The 19,729-nt window shown below is 67.0% G+C and carries 22 protein-coding genes; 1 reads left to right on the top strand and 21 read right to left on the bottom strand.

The genetic code is table 11. From position 1 onward, the window contains the following. Positions 1 to 2: 2 nt before the first annotated feature. The 14 genes from ACSQ24_RS12240 to ACSQ24_RS12175 all read right to left on the bottom strand — a co-directional run bounded on the left by ACSQ24_RS12240 (position 3) and on the right by ACSQ24_RS12175 (position 14,533). A complete protein-coding gene (locus tag ACSQ24_RS12240) occupies positions 3 to 1,040 on the bottom strand; it encodes a sulfate ABC transporter substrate-binding protein (RefSeq protein ID WP_436094938.1) in 1,038 nt (345 codons plus the stop codon). A 174-nt stretch (positions 1,041 to 1,214) separates the two neighbouring features. Then, the gene (gene cysG, locus ACSQ24_RS12235; RefSeq protein ID WP_436094937.1) at positions 1,215 to 2,672 is read right to left on the bottom strand and encodes a siroheme synthase CysG; all 1,458 of its coding nucleotides are present in this window, start codon (positions 2,670 to 2,672) and stop codon (positions 1,215 to 1,217) included. Beyond that, positions 2,669 to 2,836 carry a hypothetical protein gene (locus tag ACSQ24_RS12230; RefSeq protein ID WP_436094936.1) on the bottom strand — a complete coding sequence of 56 codons (168 nt, stop codon included), beginning with the start codon at positions 2,834 to 2,836 and terminating at the stop codon, positions 2,669 to 2,671. The genes cysG and ACSQ24_RS12230 overlap by 4 nt, the downstream gene beginning before the upstream one ends. Before the next feature lie 76 nt (positions 2,837 to 2,912). Continuing rightward, positions 2,913 to 3,431 carry a DUF934 domain-containing protein gene (locus ACSQ24_RS12225; protein ID WP_436094935.1) on the bottom strand — a complete coding sequence of 173 codons (519 nt, stop codon included), beginning with the start codon at positions 3,429 to 3,431 and terminating at the stop codon, positions 2,913 to 2,915. Further along, the gene (locus ACSQ24_RS12220) at positions 3,418 to 5,100 is read right to left on the bottom strand and encodes a nitrite/sulfite reductase (protein WP_436094934.1); all 1,683 of its coding nucleotides are present in this window, start codon (positions 5,098 to 5,100) and stop codon (positions 3,418 to 3,420) included. The genes ACSQ24_RS12225 and ACSQ24_RS12220 overlap by 14 nt, the downstream gene beginning before the upstream one ends. Positions 5,101 to 5,103: 3 nt before the next feature. Continuing rightward, the gene (locus tag ACSQ24_RS12215) at positions 5,104 to 5,457 is read right to left on the bottom strand and encodes a DUF2849 domain-containing protein (RefSeq protein WP_436094933.1); all 354 of its coding nucleotides are present in this window, start codon (positions 5,455 to 5,457) and stop codon (positions 5,104 to 5,106) included. Between the two features lie 174 nt (positions 5,458 to 5,631). Next, entirely contained in the window at positions 5,632 to 6,087 is a 456-nt protein-coding gene (locus ACSQ24_RS12210) for a hypothetical protein (RefSeq protein WP_436094932.1), read from the bottom strand. A gap of 79 nt (positions 6,088 to 6,166) precedes the next feature. Beyond that, entirely contained in the window at positions 6,167 to 6,862 is a 696-nt protein-coding gene (locus ACSQ24_RS12205) for a response regulator (RefSeq protein ID WP_436094931.1), read from the bottom strand. After that, a complete protein-coding gene (locus ACSQ24_RS12200) occupies positions 6,859 to 9,582 on the bottom strand; it encodes a DUF4118 domain-containing protein (RefSeq protein ID WP_436094930.1) in 2,724 nt (907 codons plus the stop codon). Before ACSQ24_RS12200 ends, ACSQ24_RS12205 begins: the two co-directional genes overlap by 4 nt. A 5-nt stretch (positions 9,583 to 9,587) precedes the next feature. Beyond that, positions 9,588 to 10,169 carry a potassium-transporting ATPase subunit KdpC gene (kdpC, locus tag ACSQ24_RS12195; RefSeq protein WP_436094929.1) on the bottom strand — a complete coding sequence of 194 codons (582 nt, stop codon included), beginning with the start codon at positions 10,167 to 10,169 and terminating at the stop codon, positions 9,588 to 9,590. Positions 10,170 to 10,191: 22 nt separating this feature from the next. Next, positions 10,192 to 12,243, bottom strand: coding sequence for a potassium-transporting ATPase subunit KdpB (gene kdpB, locus ACSQ24_RS12190; protein ID WP_436094928.1), 2,052 nt, complete (start codon positions 12,241 to 12,243; stop codon positions 10,192 to 10,194). Between the two features lie 21 nt (positions 12,244 to 12,264). Continuing rightward, complete coding sequence (gene kdpA / locus ACSQ24_RS12185) at positions 12,265 to 13,974, bottom strand: potassium-transporting ATPase subunit KdpA (protein ID WP_436094927.1); 1,710 nt, start codon at positions 13,972 to 13,974, stop codon at positions 12,265 to 12,267. Between the two features lie 24 nt (positions 13,975 to 13,998). Continuing rightward, positions 13,999 to 14,085, bottom strand: coding sequence for a K(+)-transporting ATPase subunit F (gene kdpF / locus ACSQ24_RS12180; RefSeq protein ID WP_126116082.1), 87 nt, complete (start codon positions 14,083 to 14,085; stop codon positions 13,999 to 14,001). 286 nt (positions 14,086 to 14,371) lie between these two features. Continuing rightward, the gene (locus ACSQ24_RS12175) at positions 14,372 to 14,533 is read right to left on the bottom strand and encodes a hypothetical protein (RefSeq protein WP_436094926.1); all 162 of its coding nucleotides are present in this window, start codon (positions 14,531 to 14,533) and stop codon (positions 14,372 to 14,374) included. Between the two features lie 148 nt (positions 14,534 to 14,681). Here ACSQ24_RS12175 and ACSQ24_RS12170 point away from each other — a divergent pair, with 148 nt between their 5' ends. Then, a complete protein-coding gene (locus ACSQ24_RS12170) occupies positions 14,682 to 15,125 on the top strand; it encodes a GFA family protein (protein ID WP_436094925.1) in 444 nt (147 codons plus the stop codon). 1 nt (position 15,126) lies between these two features. Here the strand turns inward: ACSQ24_RS12170 and ACSQ24_RS12165 are convergent, their stop codons facing one another. The 7 genes from ACSQ24_RS12165 to ACSQ24_RS12135 all read right to left on the bottom strand — a co-directional run bounded on the left by ACSQ24_RS12165 (position 15,127) and on the right by ACSQ24_RS12135 (position 19,728). After that, positions 15,127 to 15,555 carry an acyl-CoA thioesterase gene (locus ACSQ24_RS12165; protein ID WP_436094924.1) on the bottom strand — a complete coding sequence of 143 codons (429 nt, stop codon included), beginning with the start codon at positions 15,553 to 15,555 and terminating at the stop codon, positions 15,127 to 15,129. An 89-nt stretch (positions 15,556 to 15,644) separates the two neighbouring features. Continuing rightward, the gene (locus ACSQ24_RS12160) at positions 15,645 to 15,941 is read right to left on the bottom strand and encodes a GNAT family N-acetyltransferase (RefSeq protein WP_436094923.1); all 297 of its coding nucleotides are present in this window, start codon (positions 15,939 to 15,941) and stop codon (positions 15,645 to 15,647) included. 144 nt (positions 15,942 to 16,085) lie between these two features. Beyond that, the gene (locus ACSQ24_RS12155) at positions 16,086 to 16,304 is read right to left on the bottom strand and encodes a DUF2934 domain-containing protein (RefSeq protein WP_436094922.1); all 219 of its coding nucleotides are present in this window, start codon (positions 16,302 to 16,304) and stop codon (positions 16,086 to 16,088) included. 300 nt (positions 16,305 to 16,604) lie between these two features. After that, positions 16,605 to 17,264 (bottom strand): 3-oxoacid CoA-transferase subunit B, encoded by a 660-nt coding sequence (locus tag ACSQ24_RS12150; protein ID WP_436094921.1) that lies wholly within the window; start codon positions 17,262 to 17,264, stop codon positions 16,605 to 16,607. Then, the gene (locus ACSQ24_RS12145; RefSeq protein ID WP_436094920.1) at positions 17,264 to 17,974 is read right to left on the bottom strand and encodes a CoA transferase subunit A; all 711 of its coding nucleotides are present in this window, start codon (positions 17,972 to 17,974) and stop codon (positions 17,264 to 17,266) included. The genes ACSQ24_RS12150 and ACSQ24_RS12145 overlap by 1 nt, the downstream gene beginning before the upstream one ends. 171 nt (positions 17,975 to 18,145) lie before the next feature. Continuing rightward, entirely contained in the window at positions 18,146 to 19,021 is an 876-nt protein-coding gene (locus ACSQ24_RS12140; RefSeq protein ID WP_436094919.1) for a hydroxymethylglutaryl-CoA lyase, read from the bottom strand. A 2-nt stretch (positions 19,022 to 19,023) separates the two neighbouring features. Beyond that, the gene (locus ACSQ24_RS12135; RefSeq protein WP_436097879.1) at positions 19,024 to 19,728 is read right to left on the bottom strand and encodes an ABC transporter ATP-binding protein; all 705 of its coding nucleotides are present in this window, start codon (positions 19,726 to 19,728) and stop codon (positions 19,024 to 19,026) included. Position 19,729 lies beyond the last annotated feature (1 nt).

Below are 19,729 nucleotides of genomic sequence, written 5' to 3'. Positions count from 1 at the left end.
ACTCAGCGCGCCGGCTTGTAGAGCTGGTCGAAGGTGCCGCCATCACCGAAATGAGCGGGCTGCGCCTTGGCCCAGCCGCCGAAACTCTCGTCGATGGTGACGAGCTCGACCTTCGGGAAACGAGCGATGTCCTTCGGATCGGCGGCTTCAGGATTGCGCGGCCGGTAATAGTGCTTGGCGATGATCGCCTGCCCCTTCGGCGTATAGAGGAATTCGAGATAGGCCTGCGCCTCGGCGCGGGTGCCCTTGGTGTCGACATTGCCGTCGACCACCGTGACCGGTGGCTCGGCCAGGATCGAGAGCGAGGGCACGACGATGTCGAACTTGTCCTCGCCGAACTCCTTCAGCGCCAGGAAAGCCTCGTTCTCCCATGACAGGAAGACGTCGCCGATGCCGCGCTGCGTGAAGGTCGTTGTGGCGCCGCGCGCGCCGGTGTCGAGCACCGGGACGTTGGCGAGCAGCTTGCCGATATAATCGCGGACCTTGGCCTCGTCCTTGTTGAAGGCCTTTTCGGCATAGGCCCAGGCGGCGAGGTAGTTCCAGCGGGCGCCGCCCGATGTCTTGGGGTTCGGGGTGATGATCTGGACACCGGGCTTCACCAGGTCGCCCCAGTCCTTGATCGCCTTCGGATTGCCCTTGCGGACCAGGAAGACGATCGTCGAGGTGTAGGGCGAGGAGTTCTGCGGCAGGCGCTTCTGCCAGTCGAGCGGCAGCTTCTTCGAGCGCTGCGCGACGGCATCGATGTCTCCGGCGAGCGCCAGCGTCAGTACATCGGCGTTGAGGCCATCGATGACCGTGCGGGCTTGTGCGCCGGAGCCGCCATGCGACTGCCGGATCGTGCTGATCTTCTTGGCGTTCTTGCCGTTCCAATCGGCGATGAAGGCGGTGTTGATCTCGCGATAGAGCTCGCGGGTCGGGTCATAGGAGACGTTGAGCAGCTCGGTCTGGGCGCGGGCGCCGCTGATCACGCCGAAGCACAGGGCGAAGGCTCCGAGCGTCAGGCCGGCCTGCAGCAGGCGGTGAAGTCTCTGTCGCGTCATCTCAGTGCTCCGTACTGAACAGTTCAGGAAACCGCCGAAACGGGTTCAAAACTGTTCTGAAAAACAAACAGAACGTACTGAATTGGCGGTCATCGCTCAACTGGTGGCGGCAGTAGAGCCCTTCCAAACTTTTCGCGCCAGAGAGAAAACGCATCTCCGGCGTTTTGGTTCGGCTCAGCCTTGCGCCAATTTTCCGCTTGCTGCCGCCGGCAGCGCAGCGCCCATGGCGTGGCCGATCAGGACAAGGACAGGCCCCTTGCTCGGCAGCTCGCCGAGCCGTTCCGGCAGCTCCGCGATCGTGGTGGCGATCCGCGTTTCGGCTGGCGTCGTAGCGCCAAGAACGGCGATCGCCGGCGTTGCCGGATCGAGCCCGGCGGCGAGCGCCTTCTCGCGGAACAGTGGCAAGGTCGCGCGCGCCATGTAGAGCGCCGTGGTCGCGGCAGGATCGGCCAGCGCCTTCCAGTCGAGGTCCTGCGGCAGCTTGCCGTCGCGGGCATGGCCGGTGACGAATTGCAGGCGGCGGGCATGATCGCGATGGGTCAGCGACAGGCCGAGCGAAGCCGCCGCGCCCTGCGCCGCCGAGATGCCGGGCACGATCGCAACCGGAATGCCGGCGCGGTGGCAGGCCTCGATCTCTTCGCCGGCGCGGCCGAAGATGCCGGGATCGCCGCCTTTCAGCCGCACGACATGCTTGCCCTGGCCGGCGAGCGAGACCAGCATCGCGTTGATGTCGTCCTGCTTCACGGCCGGGCCATAGCCCTGCTTGCCGACCAGCATGCGCTTGGCCTCGCGCCGGGCGAGCTCGAGCACGCCGTCCGAGACGAGGTCGTCATAGAGGATGATGTCGGCGCTCTGCAGCGCCCGGATCGCCTTCAGCGTCAGCAGCTCCGGGTCACCGGGACCGGCGCCGACCAGCGTGACGCGGCCATGCTGAGTGCTGCCGCGCTCGATCTCGTCGAGCACGGTAGAGAGACTGTCCTGGTCGCTCTCGTCCGGCTGGCGCTGCGGCTCGGCAAGGGCGCGGCTGGTGAAACGCTCCCAGAAATCGCGCCGGAGCGGGAAGGAGAGCTCGCGCGCCTTGACCAGCGGGCGCCAATCATGCGCGGCCTGCGCCCAGGCCTTGAGGCCGGAAGGCAGCAGCGCCTCGATCTTGGCCCGGATCGCCTGACCGAAGACGGGAGCGGCGCCGTCGGTCGAAATCGCGACCACGAGCGGCGAGCGGTTGACCACCGAGCCGAAGGCGAAGTCGCAGAATTCGGGCTTGTCGACGACATTGACCGGCACGCCGCTCTGTCGCGCGGCGGCAGCGAAAGCCTTCGCTTCGTCGAGGGAATCGATGTCGGCGACGGCGAGCGCCGCACCGTCGAGGTCATCAGCCTGCCAGGCACGCGGCAACACCGTCACCGAGCCTGCCGGTGGATCGGCCGCAAGACCGGCGAAAATCTCTGGGCTGTCGCCGGCGAGGATCAGCAGGTCGCAGCCCGCCGCCGCGAGCAATTCGGCCTTCCAGAGCGCGCCCTCGCTCGCCCCCGCGAGCACGACCTTGCGCCCGTCCAGCTTGTGGAAGAGCGGCAGGGTCGCGAGCCGTTCGATCCGGCGGGGGGCGGTGGCTTCCGGGGGTCTTGCGCTCATCTTTGCGTCGCTGCGGCCTTCACATCGGGTTGCGTCCGGGTGTCGCCCGCAGGTGGCATGAACAACCACAGACCGGCAAGCACCAGGATGATAAGCCGGAAGCAAAGATCGAACCAGCGCTCGCGCGGGCCGGGAGCGGAATGGCTCAAGGCGTCGTTCAGCATGGCCTCCTCCCATTCATCGTCGCTATGGTGGTCGGCCGGCCGCCGCAGGCTGGGTTGGGCCGAACCGTGCATCGTCTCAGCTCGCCGCAGCATGTTTCAGCCGGGCCGAGCGGCGCCGGTCGAGGATGTTGCCGCTGTCGCCATAGCCGCGCTGATAGCCATGGCTGATCTGGCCGAGCGCCCGGGTCCATTGCTCGACCGGCTGCCGTGTGGCGCTCGCCTCGGGCAATTCGACCTCGTCGAAGCCGCAGGCGAGGGCATAGGCGAACTGGTCGACGATCAGCGGGCCGCTGGCCCGCAGCGTGCCGGTGAAGCCGTGGTTGCGGATCAACCGCGCCAGGCTGAAGCCGCGCCCGTCGCCGAAGGACGGGAAGCTGATCGCGATCAGCGACAGCTGCCGCATCAGGAGCTTGAGTTCCGGGATGCGGACGGTGTTCGGAATGACGACGCCGATGCGCTGGTCGCGCGTCTTCTGCGCCAACGCCTCCGGCAGCACTTCCCAAGCGACGAGCGCATGCGAGAGATTGCCGATCGCAGCGCCTTCGCTGCGCGTCCAGATCTCGGCCTTGGCGCCGTGACGATCAAGCAACGGCATGACTGACCTCACGATTGGCTTCCTGGAAAGCCGCCTTGAAGGGCGCAAGCCCGATCCGGCGGACATTGTCGATGAAGCTCTCGCCCGTCTGGCGCTGCGCCAGGTAGACCGAGACGATGCGCTCGATCGCGTCCGGCACGTCCTCGGCCGCGAGGCCGGGGCCGAGGATTTCGCCGATCGCCGCGTTCTCGGTCGCGTCGCCGCCGAGCGTGATCTGGTAGGATTCGATGCCGCGCTTCTCGAGCCCGAGGATGCCGATATGGCCGACATGGTGGTGGCCGCAAGCATTGATGCAGCCGGAGATCTTGATGTTGAGCTCGCCGATCTCCTTTTGCCGTCCGGCATCGGCGAAACGCTGGGCCAAGGCCTGCGCGATCGGGATCGAGCGCGCCGTCGCCAGCGCGCAATAGTCGAGGCCGGGGCAGGCGATGATGTCGGTGATCAATCCGACATTGGCCGTGGCCAGCGCCGCTTCGCCAAGACGCCGCCAGACCGCGAACAGGTCGGCCTGCTTCACCTGCGGCAGGACGAGGTTCTGCGCATGGGTGACGCGGATCTCCGACAGGGAGAACTCGTCCGCCAGGTCCGCGACGAGGCGCATCTGCTCGCTCGTGGCGTCGCCGGGAGGCGCGCCGATCGGCTTCAGCGAGATCGTCAGCGCGGCATAACCCGCCTGACGGTGCGGTGTGACATTGGTCTCGACCCAGCGGGCGAAATCGGGATTGCCTGCCTTCGCCGCTTCGAAGGCGCCGCTGGTCGCCGGCAGCGCCTCGTAGGCCGGTGGCGCAAAATAGGCGGCGATGCGCGCGACCTCGGCCGGATCGGCATTGACCGAGGGGCCATCGAGCCGGGCGAACTCTTCCTCGACGCGGCGGGAGAATTCCTCGGTGCCGATCTCGTGGACGAGGATCTTGACCCTGGCCTTGTACTTGTTGTCGCGCCGGCCTTCGAGATTGTAGACCCGCATGATCGCCTCGAGATAGGCGAGCAGGTCGGCCTTGGGCAGGAATTCGCGCACGACCTTGCCGATCATCGGGGTGCGGCCGAGGCCGCCGCCGACGATGACCTCGTAGCCGATCTCGTGCGTGTCGGGATGGCGCAGGATGCGCAGGCCGATATCATGCGCCTTGATGACGGCGCGGTCGTGGGCGGCGCCGGTCACAGCGATCTTGAACTTGCGCGGCAGGTAGTCGAATTCCGGATGCAGGCTCGACCACTGCCGGATCAGTTCGGCGGTCGGCCGCGGATCCTCGATTTCGTCCTGTGCGACGCCGGCGAAATGGTCGGCGGTGACATTGCGGATGCAGTTTCCCGAGGTCTGGATCGCGTGCATCTCGACATCGGCAAGCAGGTCGAGAATGTCCGGGATGTCGCGCAGCTTCGGCCAGTTGAACTGGAGATTGGTGCGCGTGGTGAAATGGCCGTAGCCGCGGTCATAGCGCTCGCCGATCAGCGCGAGCTGGCGCATCTGCTTCGACGACAGGGTACCGTAGGGGACGGCAATCCGCAGCATATAGGCGTGCAATTGCAGATAGACGCCGTTCTTCAGGCGCAGCGGCTTGAACTCGTCCTCGGTCAGCGAACCATCGAGCCGGCGGCCGACCTGGTCGCGGAACTGCGCGACCCGCTCTCGGACGAAACGCTCGTCGAATTCATCGTAGCGATACATGCGTCAGGCTCTCAGGAAAGCTTGGGCGAGCGGCAGTTCAGCCTGCTTGCCGAGGTCACGCCGGATGCTGGGTCCGGTCGTCTTCATGCGCTCGCGATAATGGCGCGGCACCGGCACGCCGTCCTCGATCGCGACATCGACCAGATAGGCATCGACGACATGCTGGTTGCCGAGTTCGGCGGCGGCGAAAGCATCGAGCCGGTCGGCGGTCGCGTCGTCATCGCCGACCAGCGCCGCACCGGGATCGCGCGACCAATGCAGGCCATTGGCATCACCCGTCGCGAAGACGACGTCGCCATCCAACAGGTCGTTGGCCAGCAGGATTACCGGCAGGGCAGGGCGCTTGGCGGCAGCCATGAACAATGCTCGCTACGTTCGCTATTCCGAACGTTTTACATAATGCAGCGGCCCCCAAGCATCAATTCACGTTGGGTAGTGTGATTTTTCTTATTCCCGTTCCAAAAGAGGAAATCTCTCTTCAGGGTCGTTCCACTGTCGAAATCCGGGGAAGCATTTTCTCCTGCGCAAGCGTCAGCGCGGCTTGCAGACCTGGCTCAGCCGGCGCAGCGCCGGGCCGATGCCGGCGAGCGGAATCACGTCATAGCCCTTCTTGATGCCCTCCTGACGGATGCGCAGCGATTGGCCAGCAGGGAAGGCGGCGAACATCTCGGCATCGGCGCCCGCGACGCGATAGGCATCGCCGAAAGGTCCCCCCGTGGACTGCAGCGCGAGCTGGAAATCGCGGCTATCGATTGCGAGCGTGATCGGCCCCTCGGAGAGCACGCCAGGGATATCGAGATAGAGGCCGAGCTGCTTGTCTGGCTCACAGCGGATGAAGGCGCAGGACCAGGAATCGTCGGTCGATTTCGCTGCGCAGCCCTGAATCGCGCGCTTCGTCTCTCCCTCGAAGATGCTCGGCTTCCACTCGGCTGCGGCCTGGATCACCCAACCAATCGAGACCATCAATCCCAACGCTAGAAGCCGCATCGCCAACCTCGCACGCCTGTTGCGGCCAGGACGGTACGAGTCCGGTCACTGTGTCACAATGTGGTGCGGTGGCGAGGTCTCAAACCAATCCGCCCAGCCGATAGCCGACCCCCGGCTCGGTCTCGATCAGCTTCGGCTCGGCCGGATCGTCCTCGAGCTTCTGCCGGAGCTGGCCGACGAAGACGCGCAGGTACTGCACGTCGTGCTCATGGGCCGGGCCCCAGACGGCGGTGAGGATCTGCTTGTGGGTCAGCACCCGGCCATTCCCCCCGGCCAAGCTGGCGAGCAGGTCGTACTCCTTGGGCGAGAGCTTTACCGGAACGCCCGCCTTGCTGATCCGGCGGTTGACCAGGTCGATCTCGACATCGCCGACCTGCAGTGCCGGTTCGGAGCCCTGGCGTTCGAGGCGATGACGCAGCGCGACACGCAGGCGCGCCAGCAACTCGCCGACGCCGAAGGGCTTTTCGACATAATCGTCAGCCCCTGCGTCGAGCGCGTCGATCTTCTCGGTCTCGCGGTCGCGGGCCGAGAGGATGATCACCGGTCCGTCGTAGAAAGCCCGTGCCCTGGCGAGCGCCTCCTTGCCGTCCATGTCGGGCAGGCCGAGGTCGAGCACGACGGCGTCCGGCGGCTTGCGGGCGATCTCGCGCAGGCCGCTGGTGGCATCGTCGGCCCGGATCGGCTCGTAGCCGGCGGCATCGAGCGCCGGGCCGAGGAAACGGTGGATCTGCGGCTCGTCGTCGATGACGAGGATGCGCGGGCGGAAGGCGGTCATGGCTTGCTCTCTCCACCCGCGGGGTCCTTGCGCAGGCTGATCAGGATGCGGGTGCCGCCCTTGCTGCCGTCCGGGCGGTCTTGGATCGGGCTGGCGGCGGCGATGCGCCCGCCCATGGCTTCGACGAAGCCCTTGGCGATGGCGAGGCCGAGGCCGGCGCCCTTGCCGCGCTCGCCCCCACGATCGATCGATTCCTCCAGCCGTCGGAACTTCTCGAAGACGCGCTCCAATTCGGCAGTCGGGATGCCGCGGCCCTCGTCCTCGATCGAGATCACGACATTGCCGCGATCCTCATAGGCGGCCGCCTCTATCAAGGCGCCGTCCTCGCTATAGGCGATCGCATTCTCGAGGATGTTGACCAGCACCTGCTCGAGCAGGCCCTGATCTGCTCTGACCATCGAGAGCTCCGCCGGAAAATCGCGCTGGACCCGGCGCTGGCCGAGCCGGCGCGAGACGCGCGCCAGAGCCGCGGCGATCACGTCGCGGACATCGATCCAGTCGCGCCGCGCCACCAGCGCGCCGCCTTCGAGTCTGGTCATGTCGAGCAGGTCGCCGACATAGCGGTTCAGCCGCTCGGCCTCCTCGCGGATCGAGAGCAGGAGGTCGTCGCGCACGGCCGGCTTCATGCCATCGCCATAGTCGATCAGCGTCGTCGCCGAACCGAGCACGGTGGCGAGCGGCGTGCGCAGATCATGGCTGACCGAGTTGAGCAGCGCCGAGCGCAAGCGATCACTGCGGCGCAACGCCTCGGCGTCGACAGCGGCGGCAGCAAGCTCGGCCCGCTCGATCGCGATTGCGCCCTGGTCGAGCAGCGCCAGCGCGAAGCGCTCGTTCTCTGCCGTCGCCAGCGCCTTGGGCTCGAAGCCGACCACACCAGAACGAGCCCGCACGCCCTGCAGCGGCCGGAAAGTCCAGGCCGCGTTCGGCAAGGTACCGGTGCCGGCACCGGCCGGCTCGCCGCGGTTCCAGGTCCAGCGCGCCGCGGTCATGTCGGCGGTCGAGAGTGCTTCGAGCTCGGGCGCGCCGGCGCTCGGGGCGATCTCGCCATCGATCGGCAGCAGCACCACGACCTTGCCGGAGGTCGCAGCCGAGACCTGCTCGGCCAGGATTGCCGCGACATCCTCGCGCCGCGCTGCTGCCGAGAGCCGGCGGCTGGCGGCGAGCAGGGCGGTGATCGCCGAGGCGCGCCGCGCCGTCGCCTTGGCCTGGTCGCGGATGCGTCCGGTCAGGCCACCCGTCGTCAGCGCTACGGCGAAGAAGACCAGGAACGTCAGGACATCGGCCGGATGGCCGATCCAGAAGGACAGGCGCGGCTCAAGAAAGAAAAAGTTATAGGCGAAAGCGGCGAGCGCAGCCGCCGTCACCGCCGGCCAGAGGCCGAAGGCGAGCCCGGCGCCGAGCACGCTGACCATGAACAGCATGGCGAGATTGACGTTCTCGACCCGCTTGTCGATCAGCTCGGCCAGCCCGATCACGACGCCGACCATGGCGGTCGCGCCGAGATGGGCCAGCCAGTTGACGCCGGTGCGCGGCGCGCTCGCGACGATCTGCTGAACCGGCCCGCTCGTGACCTCTGTGATGATGTGCAGGGCGGCGCCGTTCTGCGCCTTCAGCAGTTCGGGGGCGAGAGAGGGGCGGAACCAGGCGCGCCAGCCCTTGCGATGCGACTTGCCGACGACGATCTGGGTGACATTGTTCCGACGGGCATAGTCGAGCACGGCGCCGACGAGATCGTCGCCGTTCAGCACGACACTGGCGCCGCCGAGCTGCTCGGCCAGCTTCAGCGCTTCCACGAGATGGGCACCGCGCCCGGAATCCGCGTCCGCCCGGCTCGGCCGTTCGACATGGGCGACCGTCCAGGGCGCATCCATCATCATGTCGGAGAGCCGGCGTCCGGCCCGGACGAGCGATCCGGCCATCGCGTCGGGGCCGATCAGCACCAGGATACGTTCGCCTGCCGCCCAGGGGCCCTCGACGCCGGCACGTTTCATCGCCTGGCTGAGCTGGTCATCGACCGTCTGGGCGGCGCGCCGCAACGCCAGCTCACGCAGCGCCGTCAGATTCTCCGGCTTGAAGAAATTGCCGGCGGCGAGCCGGGCGGTCTCGGGAACATAGACCTTGCCTTCCTCCATGCGCTGGCGCAGCTCGGTCGGCGTTATGTCGATCAGCTCGATCTCATCGGCGCGGCTGAGTGCGCTGTCGGGCACCGTTTCGCGCTGGCGCACGCCGGTGATCTTCCAGACCACGTCGACCAGGCTTTCGAGGTGCTGGACGTTCAGCGTCGTCCAGACGTCGATGCCGGACTCCAGCAGTTCCGCGACATCCTGCCAGCGCTTCGGATGGCGGCTGCCCGGTGCGTTGGAATGGGCGTACTCGTCGACCAGCAGCAGCTTCGGCTTCAGCGCGAGCGCGGCATCGAGGTCGAACTCCATCATCAGCCGGCCGCGATGCTCGAGCGGCCGGCGGGCCATGACCTCGAGCCCGTCGAGCAGGGCTTCCGTCTCCTGGCGTCCATGTGTCTCGACGACACCGACCAGGACCTCGCCATGCTCCTCCTGGGCCCGCCTGGCCTGGCTCAGCATCTCGTAGGTCTTGCCGACGCCTGGCGCCATGCCGAGAAATATCTTCAGCCGGCCGCGCTTGCCGCGGCCGGCTGAAGCGAGCAGGGCGTCGGGGTCGGGCCGCCCGGCCTCGCGGAACTGGGATTCGTCGTTCGCCATCGATCCTAACGTTGAGCGCGTGGCCAGCGCGCGTCGAGTGCCAAATTGACGGCGAGCACATTGACGCGCGGCTCACCGAGCAGGCCGAAGGTCGAGCCTTCGGTGTTCGCGGCGATCACAGCCAGGACTTCGTTCGGCTGAGCCTTGCGGGCAGCGGCGATGCGCGCCACCTGCCGCGCCGCATTGGCCGGCGAGACATGCGGGTCGAGGCCCGAGCCGGAGGTGGTGACGGCGTCGACCGGAATCGGCGCCGGGCTCTCGGCGCGCAGCGCCTCGGCATCGGCCTTGATCCGGGCTGCGAGATCCTCGTTCAACGGCCCGAGATTGGAGCCAGACGAGCCGGCGGCGTCGTAGCCGTCCTTGCCGGCGGCAGAGGGGCGGGGACGCAGATAGGCCTCGTCCTTGAAGTTCTGCCCGATCCAGCGCGAGCCGACGACCTCGCCGGAGGCATTGCGGATCAGCGAGCCGCCGGCCTGGGCCGGGAACAGCGCCTGCGCCAGCCCGGTGACGCCGAGCGAATAGGCCAGGCCGAGCAGGAGGCTGAAGAGTGCCATCGAGACGATGGCGGGGCGAAGATTGGCAATCATGACATGTGTCCTGTTCAGGCTGTCAGGCGAGCCCAAAGGCCGAGACGATGAGATCGATCAGCTTGATGCCGACGAAGGGCGCGATCAGCCCGCCGATGCCGTAGAGCGTGAGGTTGCGCGAGAGCAGCTTGGCCGCGCCGATCGCCCGGTAGCGCACGCCGCGCAGCGCCAGCGGGATCAGCGCGACGATGACGAGCGCGTTGAAGATCACCGCCGAGAGGATGGCGCTCTGCGGGCTCGACAGGCCCATGATGTTGAGCGCGCCGAGCGCCGGCAGCGAGACGACGAAGAGCGCCGGGATGATGGCGAAGTACTTCGCGACATCGTTGGCGATCGAGAAGGTGGTGAGCGCGCCGCGGGTGATCAGCAATTGCTTGCCGACCTCGACGACCTCCAGGACCTTGGTCGGATCGCTGTCGAGGTCGACCATGTTGCCGGCCTCGCGCGCCGCCTGCGCGCCGGTCTGCATGGCGACGCCGACATCGGCCTGAGCTAGGGCAGGGGCGTCGTTGGCGCCGTCGCCGCACATCGCGACGAGGCGGCCCTTGGCCTGCTCGGTGCGGATGATCCGCAGCTTGTCCTCCGGCGTCGCCTCGGCGAGGAAGTCGTCGACGCCGGCCTCGGAGGCGATCGCCGCCGCTGTGACCGGGTTATCGCCGGTGATCATCACCGTGCGCACGCCCATGCGGCGCAGATCCGCGAAGCGCTCCTTCACGCCCGGCTTGACCACGTCCTTGAGGTGGATGACGCCGACCAGCGCGCCGTTCTCGCTGACGGCGAGTGGCGTGCCGCCCGAGCGGGCGATGCCGTCGACTGCCTGGCGCAACTCCGCCGGCACCTGGTTGTCGGCAAGGTCGAGTGTCTTGATCACCGCGTCGACCGCGCCCTTGCGCCAGGACTTCTTGCCAGAGTCCTTGCCGTCGAGGTCGAGGCCCGACTGGCGGGTGGTGGCGCTGAACGGGATCGTGGTGGCTCCAGCCGGGACTTCGGCGGTGACGCCCTGATTGCGGGCGAGCTCGACGATCGAGCGGCCCTCGGGCGTCTCGTCGGCGAGCGAAGCCATCAGCGCAGCGCGCAGCGCCGCGTCGGGACGCACGCCGGGAACCGGGATCACCTCGACCGCCATGCGGTTGCCGAAGGTGATGGTACCGGTCTTGTCGAGCAGCAACGTATCGACGTCGCCGGCGGCCTCGACGGCTCTGCCTGAGGTCGCCAATACGTTCACTTTCAGAAGCCGGTCCATGCCGGCGATGCCGACGGCGCTGAGCAGGCCGCCGATCGTGGTCGGGATCAGCGTGATGAAGAGCGCGCCCAGCACCATCGGATCGAGCGAGACGCCCGAGAAGGCGCCGAGCCCGGTCAGGGTGACGACCGCGATCAGGAAGACCAGGGTCAGGCCGGCAAGCAGCACGGCGAGCGCCAGCTCGTTCGGCGTCTTGCGCCGGTCGGCGCCCTCGACCATCGCAATCATGCGGTCGAGGAAGGACGAGCCCGGCCGCGAGGTGACGCGGACCTTGATCCAGTCGGAGACGACCGTGGTGCCTCCGGTGACGGCCGAGCGGTCGCCGCCGCTCTCGCGGATCACCGGGGCGGACTCGCCGGTGATCGCGGCCTCGTTGACCGAGGCGACGCCCTCGATGATCTCGCCATCGGCGGGGATGACGTCCCCGGCCTCGACCAGGACGATGTCATCAGGCGCGAGCTCGTGAGCCGGCGTCGGGATCATCGCATTGCGCGAGGCGTCGATGATGAGCTTGGCCTTGGTGGTGACGCGCGTGGCGCGGAGCGAATCCGCTGCCGCCTTGCCGCGCCCTTCGGCGATCGCCTCGGCGAAATTGGCGAAGACGACGGTGAGCCAGAGCCAGATCGCGATCTGGATCGGAAAGCCCGCAGCCTGGCCATTGGCGATGGCGACGACGGCCGAGACGGTGGCGAGCGCGGCGACGACCTCGGTCGCAAGAATGACCGGATTGCCCGTCAGCTTGCGCGGGTCGAGCTTGCCGAAGGCGCTTTTCAGCGCCGTCAGGACGATGGCCTGGTTGAAGGCGCTGGATTTGGCGAGTGAGACACTCATGGACGGGGTTCCTTTGTCGGCTCAGCGAGAGGCCGCAAGCGCTTGGAAGTGCTCGACGATCGGCCCGAGCGCGAGCGCGGGGAAGAATTGCAGGCCGCCCAGGATCAGGATGATGCCGATGAGCAGGCCGACGAAGAGCGGTGAGTCGCTCGGCAGCGTCCCGGCGGTCGGCTTCAGCTTCGGTTTGGCGGCGATGGCTCCCGCCAAAGCGATGACCGGGATCATGTAGGCGAAGCGGCCGAGCAGCATGGCGATGCCGAGCGTCGTGTTCCACCAGGGCGCGTTGGCGGTGAGGCCCGCGAAGGCGGAGCCGTTGTTCCCTGCTGCCGAGGAATAGGCGTAGAGGATCTCGGTGAGCCCGCGCGGCCCCTTGTTCAGCAAGCCCTCGAGCGCGACCGGCAGTACCGCGGCGATCGCCGAGAAACCGAGGATGGCGAGCGGCAGGATCAGCACCGCCAGCATGGCGAACTTGATCTCGCGGCTCTCGACCTTCTTGCCGAGATATTCCGGCGTGCGCCCAACCATTAGCCCGGCGACGAAGACGGCGAGCAGCGCCATCACCACCATGCCGTAGAGGCCGGAGCCGACGCCGCCGGGCAGGATCTCGCCGAGCTGCATCAAGAACATCGCGACGCCGCCGCCGAGCGGCATGAACGAACCGTGCATGGCATTGACCGAGCCGTTCGAGGCACCGGTGGTCTGCGCCGCCCAGATCGACGAGGCGGCGGCGCCGAAGCGCACCTCCTTGCCTTCCATGTTGGCGGGCGCGTCGGTAATGCCGGCCGCGATCATGGCCGGCTGCGGCGTCAATGTCTCGGAGGAGTAGATCGCGGCGGCGCCGAGGCCGACCAGGATCACCATGGCGGCGAGCAGGGCGCGCGCTTCCTTGCGGGCGCCGGCGACACACCCAAAGGCGATGACGGTGCCGAAGGCAAGCGCGTTCAGCGAGACGACCTCGATGAGGTTGGTCAGCGGCGTCGGGTTCTCGAGCGGATGCGCCGAGTTGACGTTGAACAGGCCACCGCCATTGGTGCCCCATTGCTTGATCGCCTCCTGGCTGGCGACCGGGAAGAGCGCGATGATCTGGTCGGCGCCTTCAAGTGTCTTGGCCGTGACGTTGGCGATGAGGCTCTGCGGCACGCCGGCGGCGACGAGCGCGAGCGCGGTGACGATCGAGAGCGGCAGCAGCACGTAGAGGACGCTGCGGGTCAGATCGACCCAGAAATTGCCGAGCGTCTCGCCGCGGTCGGCGGCGAAGGCACGCGCCACGGCCGCGGCCACGGCCAGGCCTGCGCCGGCCGAGACGAAGTTCTGGACGGTCAGGCCCATCATCTGGCTGAGGCTGCTCATCGTCGTCTCGCCGCCATAGGACTGCCAGTTCGTGTTGGTGACGAAGCTGACGGCGGTGTTGAAGGCGAGATGCGGCGACAGGCCGTCGAAGCCCTGCGGGTTCAGCGGCAACAACCCTTGCAAGCGCAGAAGGGCGTAGAGCAGCACGAAACCCGCTGCGCTGAAGGCGAGCACGGCGCCGGCATAGCCGAGCCAGTTCTGCCCCTTGTTCCGGTCGACGCCGAGCGCGGCGTAGAAGCCGGTCTCGACCGGTTTCAGCACGAAGTCGAGCGGCGTGCGTTCGCCCGCCCAGACGCGCGCCATATAAATGCCGAGTGGCCAGCCCACGGCCACCGTCACTGCGATCGTGAAAACGATCTCTGCCCAGCCCCGCCAGTCCATGCGAGGTCTCCTTTTTTATGTTGTTCAGAAGCGGTCGGGGCGCAGCAGCGCGGCGACCATGTAGATCGCGAGCCCGAGGGCCGCGGCGGCATAGAGCAAGGTCAGGCCCATGACGGTCAGACCTTGCGCAGCAGCGCTGCGTACCAGCCGAAGAGCGCAAAAGCTCCGGCTCCGAGCGCGAGAAAGACGATATCGGCCATGATGGATCTCCAGCCTGGTTCAGACCAGAGATGTGGTGCCGCAGCTGCTAAGCGGTCGAGCGGGAAGGACAAGCGGGAGCATAAGGGCGGCATAAAGATGCCGGCCGGAAGGACCGTATGACGACTCCCCGCATGCAAGGACGAAACCGGGCGACCTCGAGCCACCCCGGTCGTCCGGCAGTTTTACGAGAAAGGCCTCAGCTCGACGCTTCGAGCCCGGCGGTCGTGATGAAGGCGGAGAGAGCGAGGCCCGCCCAGAAGAAATCGTTGAGAACACCCTGCAAGGGTACGGCCCCCATGGTCACGGTTGAAAGGCCTCCGGCCAGGAACAACGCCGAAACCGCAACAAGGCTGCTCATGATGATCCTCCCGCATTGTGAGCCCGAACACGGCAGGGGCGATTCCGTTCCTCCGATTCGACGCGGTATCCAATGATTTGTGTTGATAGGATCGTCACACAGCTACAATGCCCGTGATGTGACGGAGTTCGGGCTGAGGAAGACAGCAATGACGCATCGTTTGACCGGCACCTGTCATTGCGGCGCAATCGGCCTCGAATTGTCTCTGCCGCGACCGCCGGAGGAGGAGATCGTCGGCGCCTGCCAGTGCTCGTTCTGCCGCAGGCACAATGCCCGGACAGTGTCTGATCCGAAGGCAAGCGCGCGCCTGATGGCCCATGAGCCGGCTCAGCTCCAGCGCTACCGCTTCGGGCTCAGCGCTTCCGACGTCGTTCTCTGCCGCCGCTGCGGTGTCTATGTCGCCATGCTGATGGTCGAGGACGGCAAGGCCTGGACCACGATCAGCATCGATGCGCTCGACGAGCGCGCCCGTTTCACCAAGCCGGCCGAGCCCCGGGATTTCAGCGGTGAAGCGCTGGAGGGACGGCGCGAGCGCCGCAAGACGCGCTGGACACCGACCGAGCTGGTCGGCTGGCCGGAGGAGGGCGGGTAGATCAGGCGGCTGGCACTGCCAGCTGCGCCAGCCGTTCTCGCACCGCGTCGGAGAACGGCCGCGACTTGCGCGTCGCCTCGTCCATCTGGACCATCACCGTGATCGCGTTGGCGACGCAGTGCTCGCCCTGGAAGATCGCCTGCTCGAGCCGGACCGAGCTGCGGCCAACCGAGGCGACGCGCGTGCCGATCTCGACCTCGCCGGGCCAGAGCAGCTCGGCTCGGAAATCCATCTCCAGCCGGGCAATGACGAAGGCCGTTCCGGGCTCGACCAGCTGACGGGCGCGATCATAGATCAGCTCGACCCGCCCGGTTTCCAGGAAAGTCGAGAACACCGCGTTGTTGATATGCCCTTGGCGATCGGTGTCGCCGTAGCGGAGCTTGTCCTGCGCCCTCAGCGGAAAATCGGTGATGGCGAGATCGTCCGGCATGGCGGGCCCTGTTCTGTGGCGGGGCCTTTCAACGCGATCATCGCGCACGAGGCAAGCTCGTCCTGCAAGCAGGGGCAGGCAAGGGTCCTTCAGGCCAGCACGTCGTTATAGTGGGGATGGCGCCGCGCCCAGTCTGCGACAAAGGAGCAGCGCGGTACGACGCATCGTCCGCTGACGCGCGCGATCCGGAAGATGCCCTCCGCCAACTGCGAGCCGAGACCACGTCCATTGAAGGCCGGCGGCACCTCGGTATGGGTCACGACGATCCGGTCGCCGTCGCTGCGATAGAGGGCGAAGGCCTGTCCGCCGGGAAAGTCGAGCTCGAACCGTCCGGTTTCCGGCCGTTCGAGCACCTGAAGCTGACCGGTTGCAATATGCTGCGCCATAACCGTTCCCCGCGGGCGCCGGCCACAGGGCACGCCATCGCCTCAACCACAATGTGGGAAGCGCGCTGCGGTTTGCCTCCGGTCGCGATCATTCCGGCTGGGAATGGCAGGGCTGTGGCTGGCCGCAGCCCTGCAAGATGTGGATCAGGACAACAATTCCTGCTCGCGCCGGCGGGCGCGCTCGACCTTGAGCTCGTCTTCCGCGCCGGTATCGACGACCTCCGTCGTGCGGTTGCGGAAGTTCCAAATCTCCTTCGCCACTTCCCAATGCTCGTGGTCGCGGCCTTCCGGCTGCCCTTGCTCCATCCAGAGCGCGTAGGCGATCTTGCGGATCTCGCGCTCCTCCTTGCCAAGATGGCTCATCTCGTCCTCCTGGTTCCGTTGCAGTCGACGAGGAAACGACGGAACGCCAGGCAGCGTTCCGCGCCTCTGAACCAATCTGTCACGGCAATGTGGCACTCGCGTGAGCCCATCGGAGGCAGCGCCCGGCTCCTTTTGGGAAGGCAACTGATCCCCGAACCGCGCGGGCGATAGCGAACCTGACTATGGCGGCGATGCTGGCTTGTCGCTGCAGCTGCTGCTCTGGGAATGGTTCGCGCTGAAGGCGCCGACGAGGGCAGGGCGGTGTGACCGCCGCTGCCCCTCGCCAATTCTTCAGGGCCCTCAGGCGGCCTTGGCCAGCGCCGGAGCAACCGTAAACGGCGCGGCCGTCTTGGCCTTGACCTCGTCGAGCGTGACGCCTGGCGCGAACTCGAGCAGGGTCAGGCCGCCCTTCACCTTATCGCAGGCCAGCACGCAGAGGTCGGTGATGATCAGGTCGACGACACCGGCGCCGGTCAGCGGCAGGGTGCAGCGTTCCAGCACCTTGGACTCGCCCGCCTTGTTGGCGTGATCCATGACCACGATGACCTTCTTGACGCCGGCGACGAGGTCCATCGCGCCACCCATGCCCTTCACCATCTTGCCGGGGATGGTCCAGTTGGCGATGTCGCCATTGGCGGCCACTTCCATGGCGCCGAGGATGGTCAGGTCGATATGGCCGCCGCGGATCATCGCGAAGCTGTCGGCCGAGGAGAAGTAGCTCGAGCTCGGCAGCGAGGTGATCGTCTGCTTGCCGGCATTGATCAGGTCCGGGTCGGCCTCGCCCTCATAAGGGAAGGGGCCGATGCCGAGCAGGCCGTTCTCCGACTGCAGCGTCACGTCGACGCCATCGGGAATATAGTTCGCCACCAGCGTCGGGATGCCGATGCCGAGATTGACGTAGAAGCCGTCCTTCAACTCCTTGGCGGCGCGGACGGCCACCTCTTCACGGGTCCAGGCCATCAGGCTGCCTCCCTCTTGCGCTCGGTGAGCTTCTCGATCTTCTTCTCGTTGATCGTGCTCTTGATGATGCGGTCGACATAGATGCCGGGGGTGTGGATGCCTTCAGGATCGAGCGAGCCGACGGGCACGATCTCCTCGACCTCGGCGACGGTCACCTTGCCGGCGGTCGCCATGTTCGGGTTGAAATTCCGCGCCGTGCGCCGATAGACGAGGTTGCCAGCGGTATCGGCCTTCCAGGCCTTGACGATGGCGACGTCGGCCCTGAGCCAGGTCTCGCGGACATAGAGCTGTCCCTCGAATTCCTCGACCGGCTTGCCCTCGGCGACGACAGTGCCGACGCCGGTTTTGGTGTAGAACGCCGCGATGCCGGCACCGCCGGCGCGGATGCGCTCGGCCAGCGTGCCCTGCGGGTTGAGCTCGAGCTCGAGCTCGCCGGAAAGGTATTGCTGCTCGAACAGCTTGTTCTCGCCGACATAGGACGCGATCATCTTCTTGATCTGCCGCGTCTCCAGCAACATCCACAGGCCAAAGCCATCGGCGCCGGCATTGTTGGAGATCACCGTCAGGTTCTTCACGCCCGAAGCGCGGACCTCCGGGATCAGGCTCTCGGGGTTGCCGGAGAGGCCGAAGCCGCCCGACATGATCGTCATCCCGTCGAACAGCAACCCATCCAGGGCCGCCGCCGGGCTGTCATAAACCTTCTGCGTCATCCGTCCCTCGTCGCTCGAGCCAGCTTGGGCGGGCTCATCCGTCACTCGTTCTGCCCGAACGGAGACGATCGGTCGACTCCGCTCAATGCGCTGTGGTGGAGCATCAATACCGGGCGTCTCGCGCTGCGTCGATGCCATCGCTGAGGCGTCTGCCATGCCGGGCAGCGCTGGTTATCTCGGTGCACCGCCGGCTGGCCGAAAGCGCCCGGCAACCCGTTCGCCGATCGTGCTCAGGCGCGCGAGGTCGACCCCGGTTTCGACTCCCTTGGCTGCGAAATGCGCGACGAGCCGCTCGGTCGCGAGATTGCCGGCTGCACCGGGCGCATAGGGGCAGCCGCCGAGACCGCCGACCGAGCCGTCGAAGACGCGCAGGCCCAGCTGCCAGGCAACCTCGACATTGGCGATGGCCCGGCCGGAGGTGTCGTGGAAATGCCCGGCCAGCATCGCGGCCGGCGCCCTTCGCAACGCTGCCTCGACCATGGCGGCCGTCCGTTCCGGCGTGCCGCGGCCGAGCGTATCGGAGAGCGCGATCTCGTGGCAGCCGAGTTCAAGCAGCTCGGCCGTGACCATCGCCACCGCCTCGGGAGCGATCTTTCCCTCATAGGGACAGTCGAGTGCGCAGGAGACATAGCCCCTGACCGGCACGCCGGCACGTTCCGCCAGCGCCATCACCGGCCGGAAGCGCGCTATGCTCTCGGCGATCGAGCAATTGGTGTTCTTCTGACAGAAGCTTTCGGATGCGGCAGTGAACACGGCGAGCGCCTGCGCGCCGGCGGCAAGCGCGGCTTCCGCACCTTTCTCATTGGGGACGAGCGCCGAGAAGACCACACCCGGTCGCCGGTCGACGCCGCGCATCACCGCCTCATGATCGGCCATCTGCGGCACCCAACGCGGCGAGACGAAGGCAGTCGCCTCGATCCGTGCCAAGCCAGCATCGGCGAGCTCGGTGATCAAAGCGAGCTTGTCCTGCGTCGCGACCTCCGCCTTCTCGTTCTGCAGCCCATCGCGGGGGCCAACCTCGACGATGACGACGTGGTCTGCGGTCATCGTCAAGCGCCGAGATAGGCCGAGCGGACGCGCTCGTCGCGCAGCAGCTCGGCGCCGGTGCCTTCGAGCGTGATCGTGCCGGTCTCGATCACATAGGCGCGGTCGGCGACCGCGAGCGCCTGATTGGCCATCTGCTCGACGAGCAGGATCGTCATCCCATCCTCGCGCAACCGGCGGATCACGGAAAAGACCTCGCGCACGATCAGCGGAGCGAGACCGAGCGAGGGTTCGTCGAGCAGAAGCAGTTTCGGGCGCGCCATCAGGGCACGGGCGATCGCCAGCATCTGCTGCTCGCCGCCGGACAGCGTGCCGGCGAGTTGGTCCTGCCGTTCGGCGAGGCGCGGAAAGATGCCGAAATAGCGCTCGATATCAGCGGCGATGCCATCCTCGTCTCTGCGCGCATAAGCGCCGAGCACGAGATTGTCGCGCACGCTCTGGTCGCCGAAGACCATGCGCCCCTCCGGCGAATGGCCGATGCCAAGCCGGACGCACTCATGGCCCTTGATGCCAGTGGTATCGCGGCCTTCGAAGCGGATCGATCCGCCAGCAACCTTAACCAGCCCGCCGATCGCCCGCATCAGCGTCGACTTGCCGGCGCCGTTGCCGCCGATCAGCGTGACGACCTCGCCTTGCCCGACCCGCAGCGAGATGCCCTTCAGCGCCTCGACCGCGCCATAGCGGACCTTGAGCCCTTCGATCGCGAGCATG

Source organism: Allobosea sp. LjRoot237 (assembly GCF_964253285.1).
Taxonomy (GTDB): Bacteria; Pseudomonadota; Alphaproteobacteria; order Rhizobiales; family Beijerinckiaceae; genus Allobosea.
This window is presented reverse-complemented; position numbering and strand designations above follow the sequence as displayed.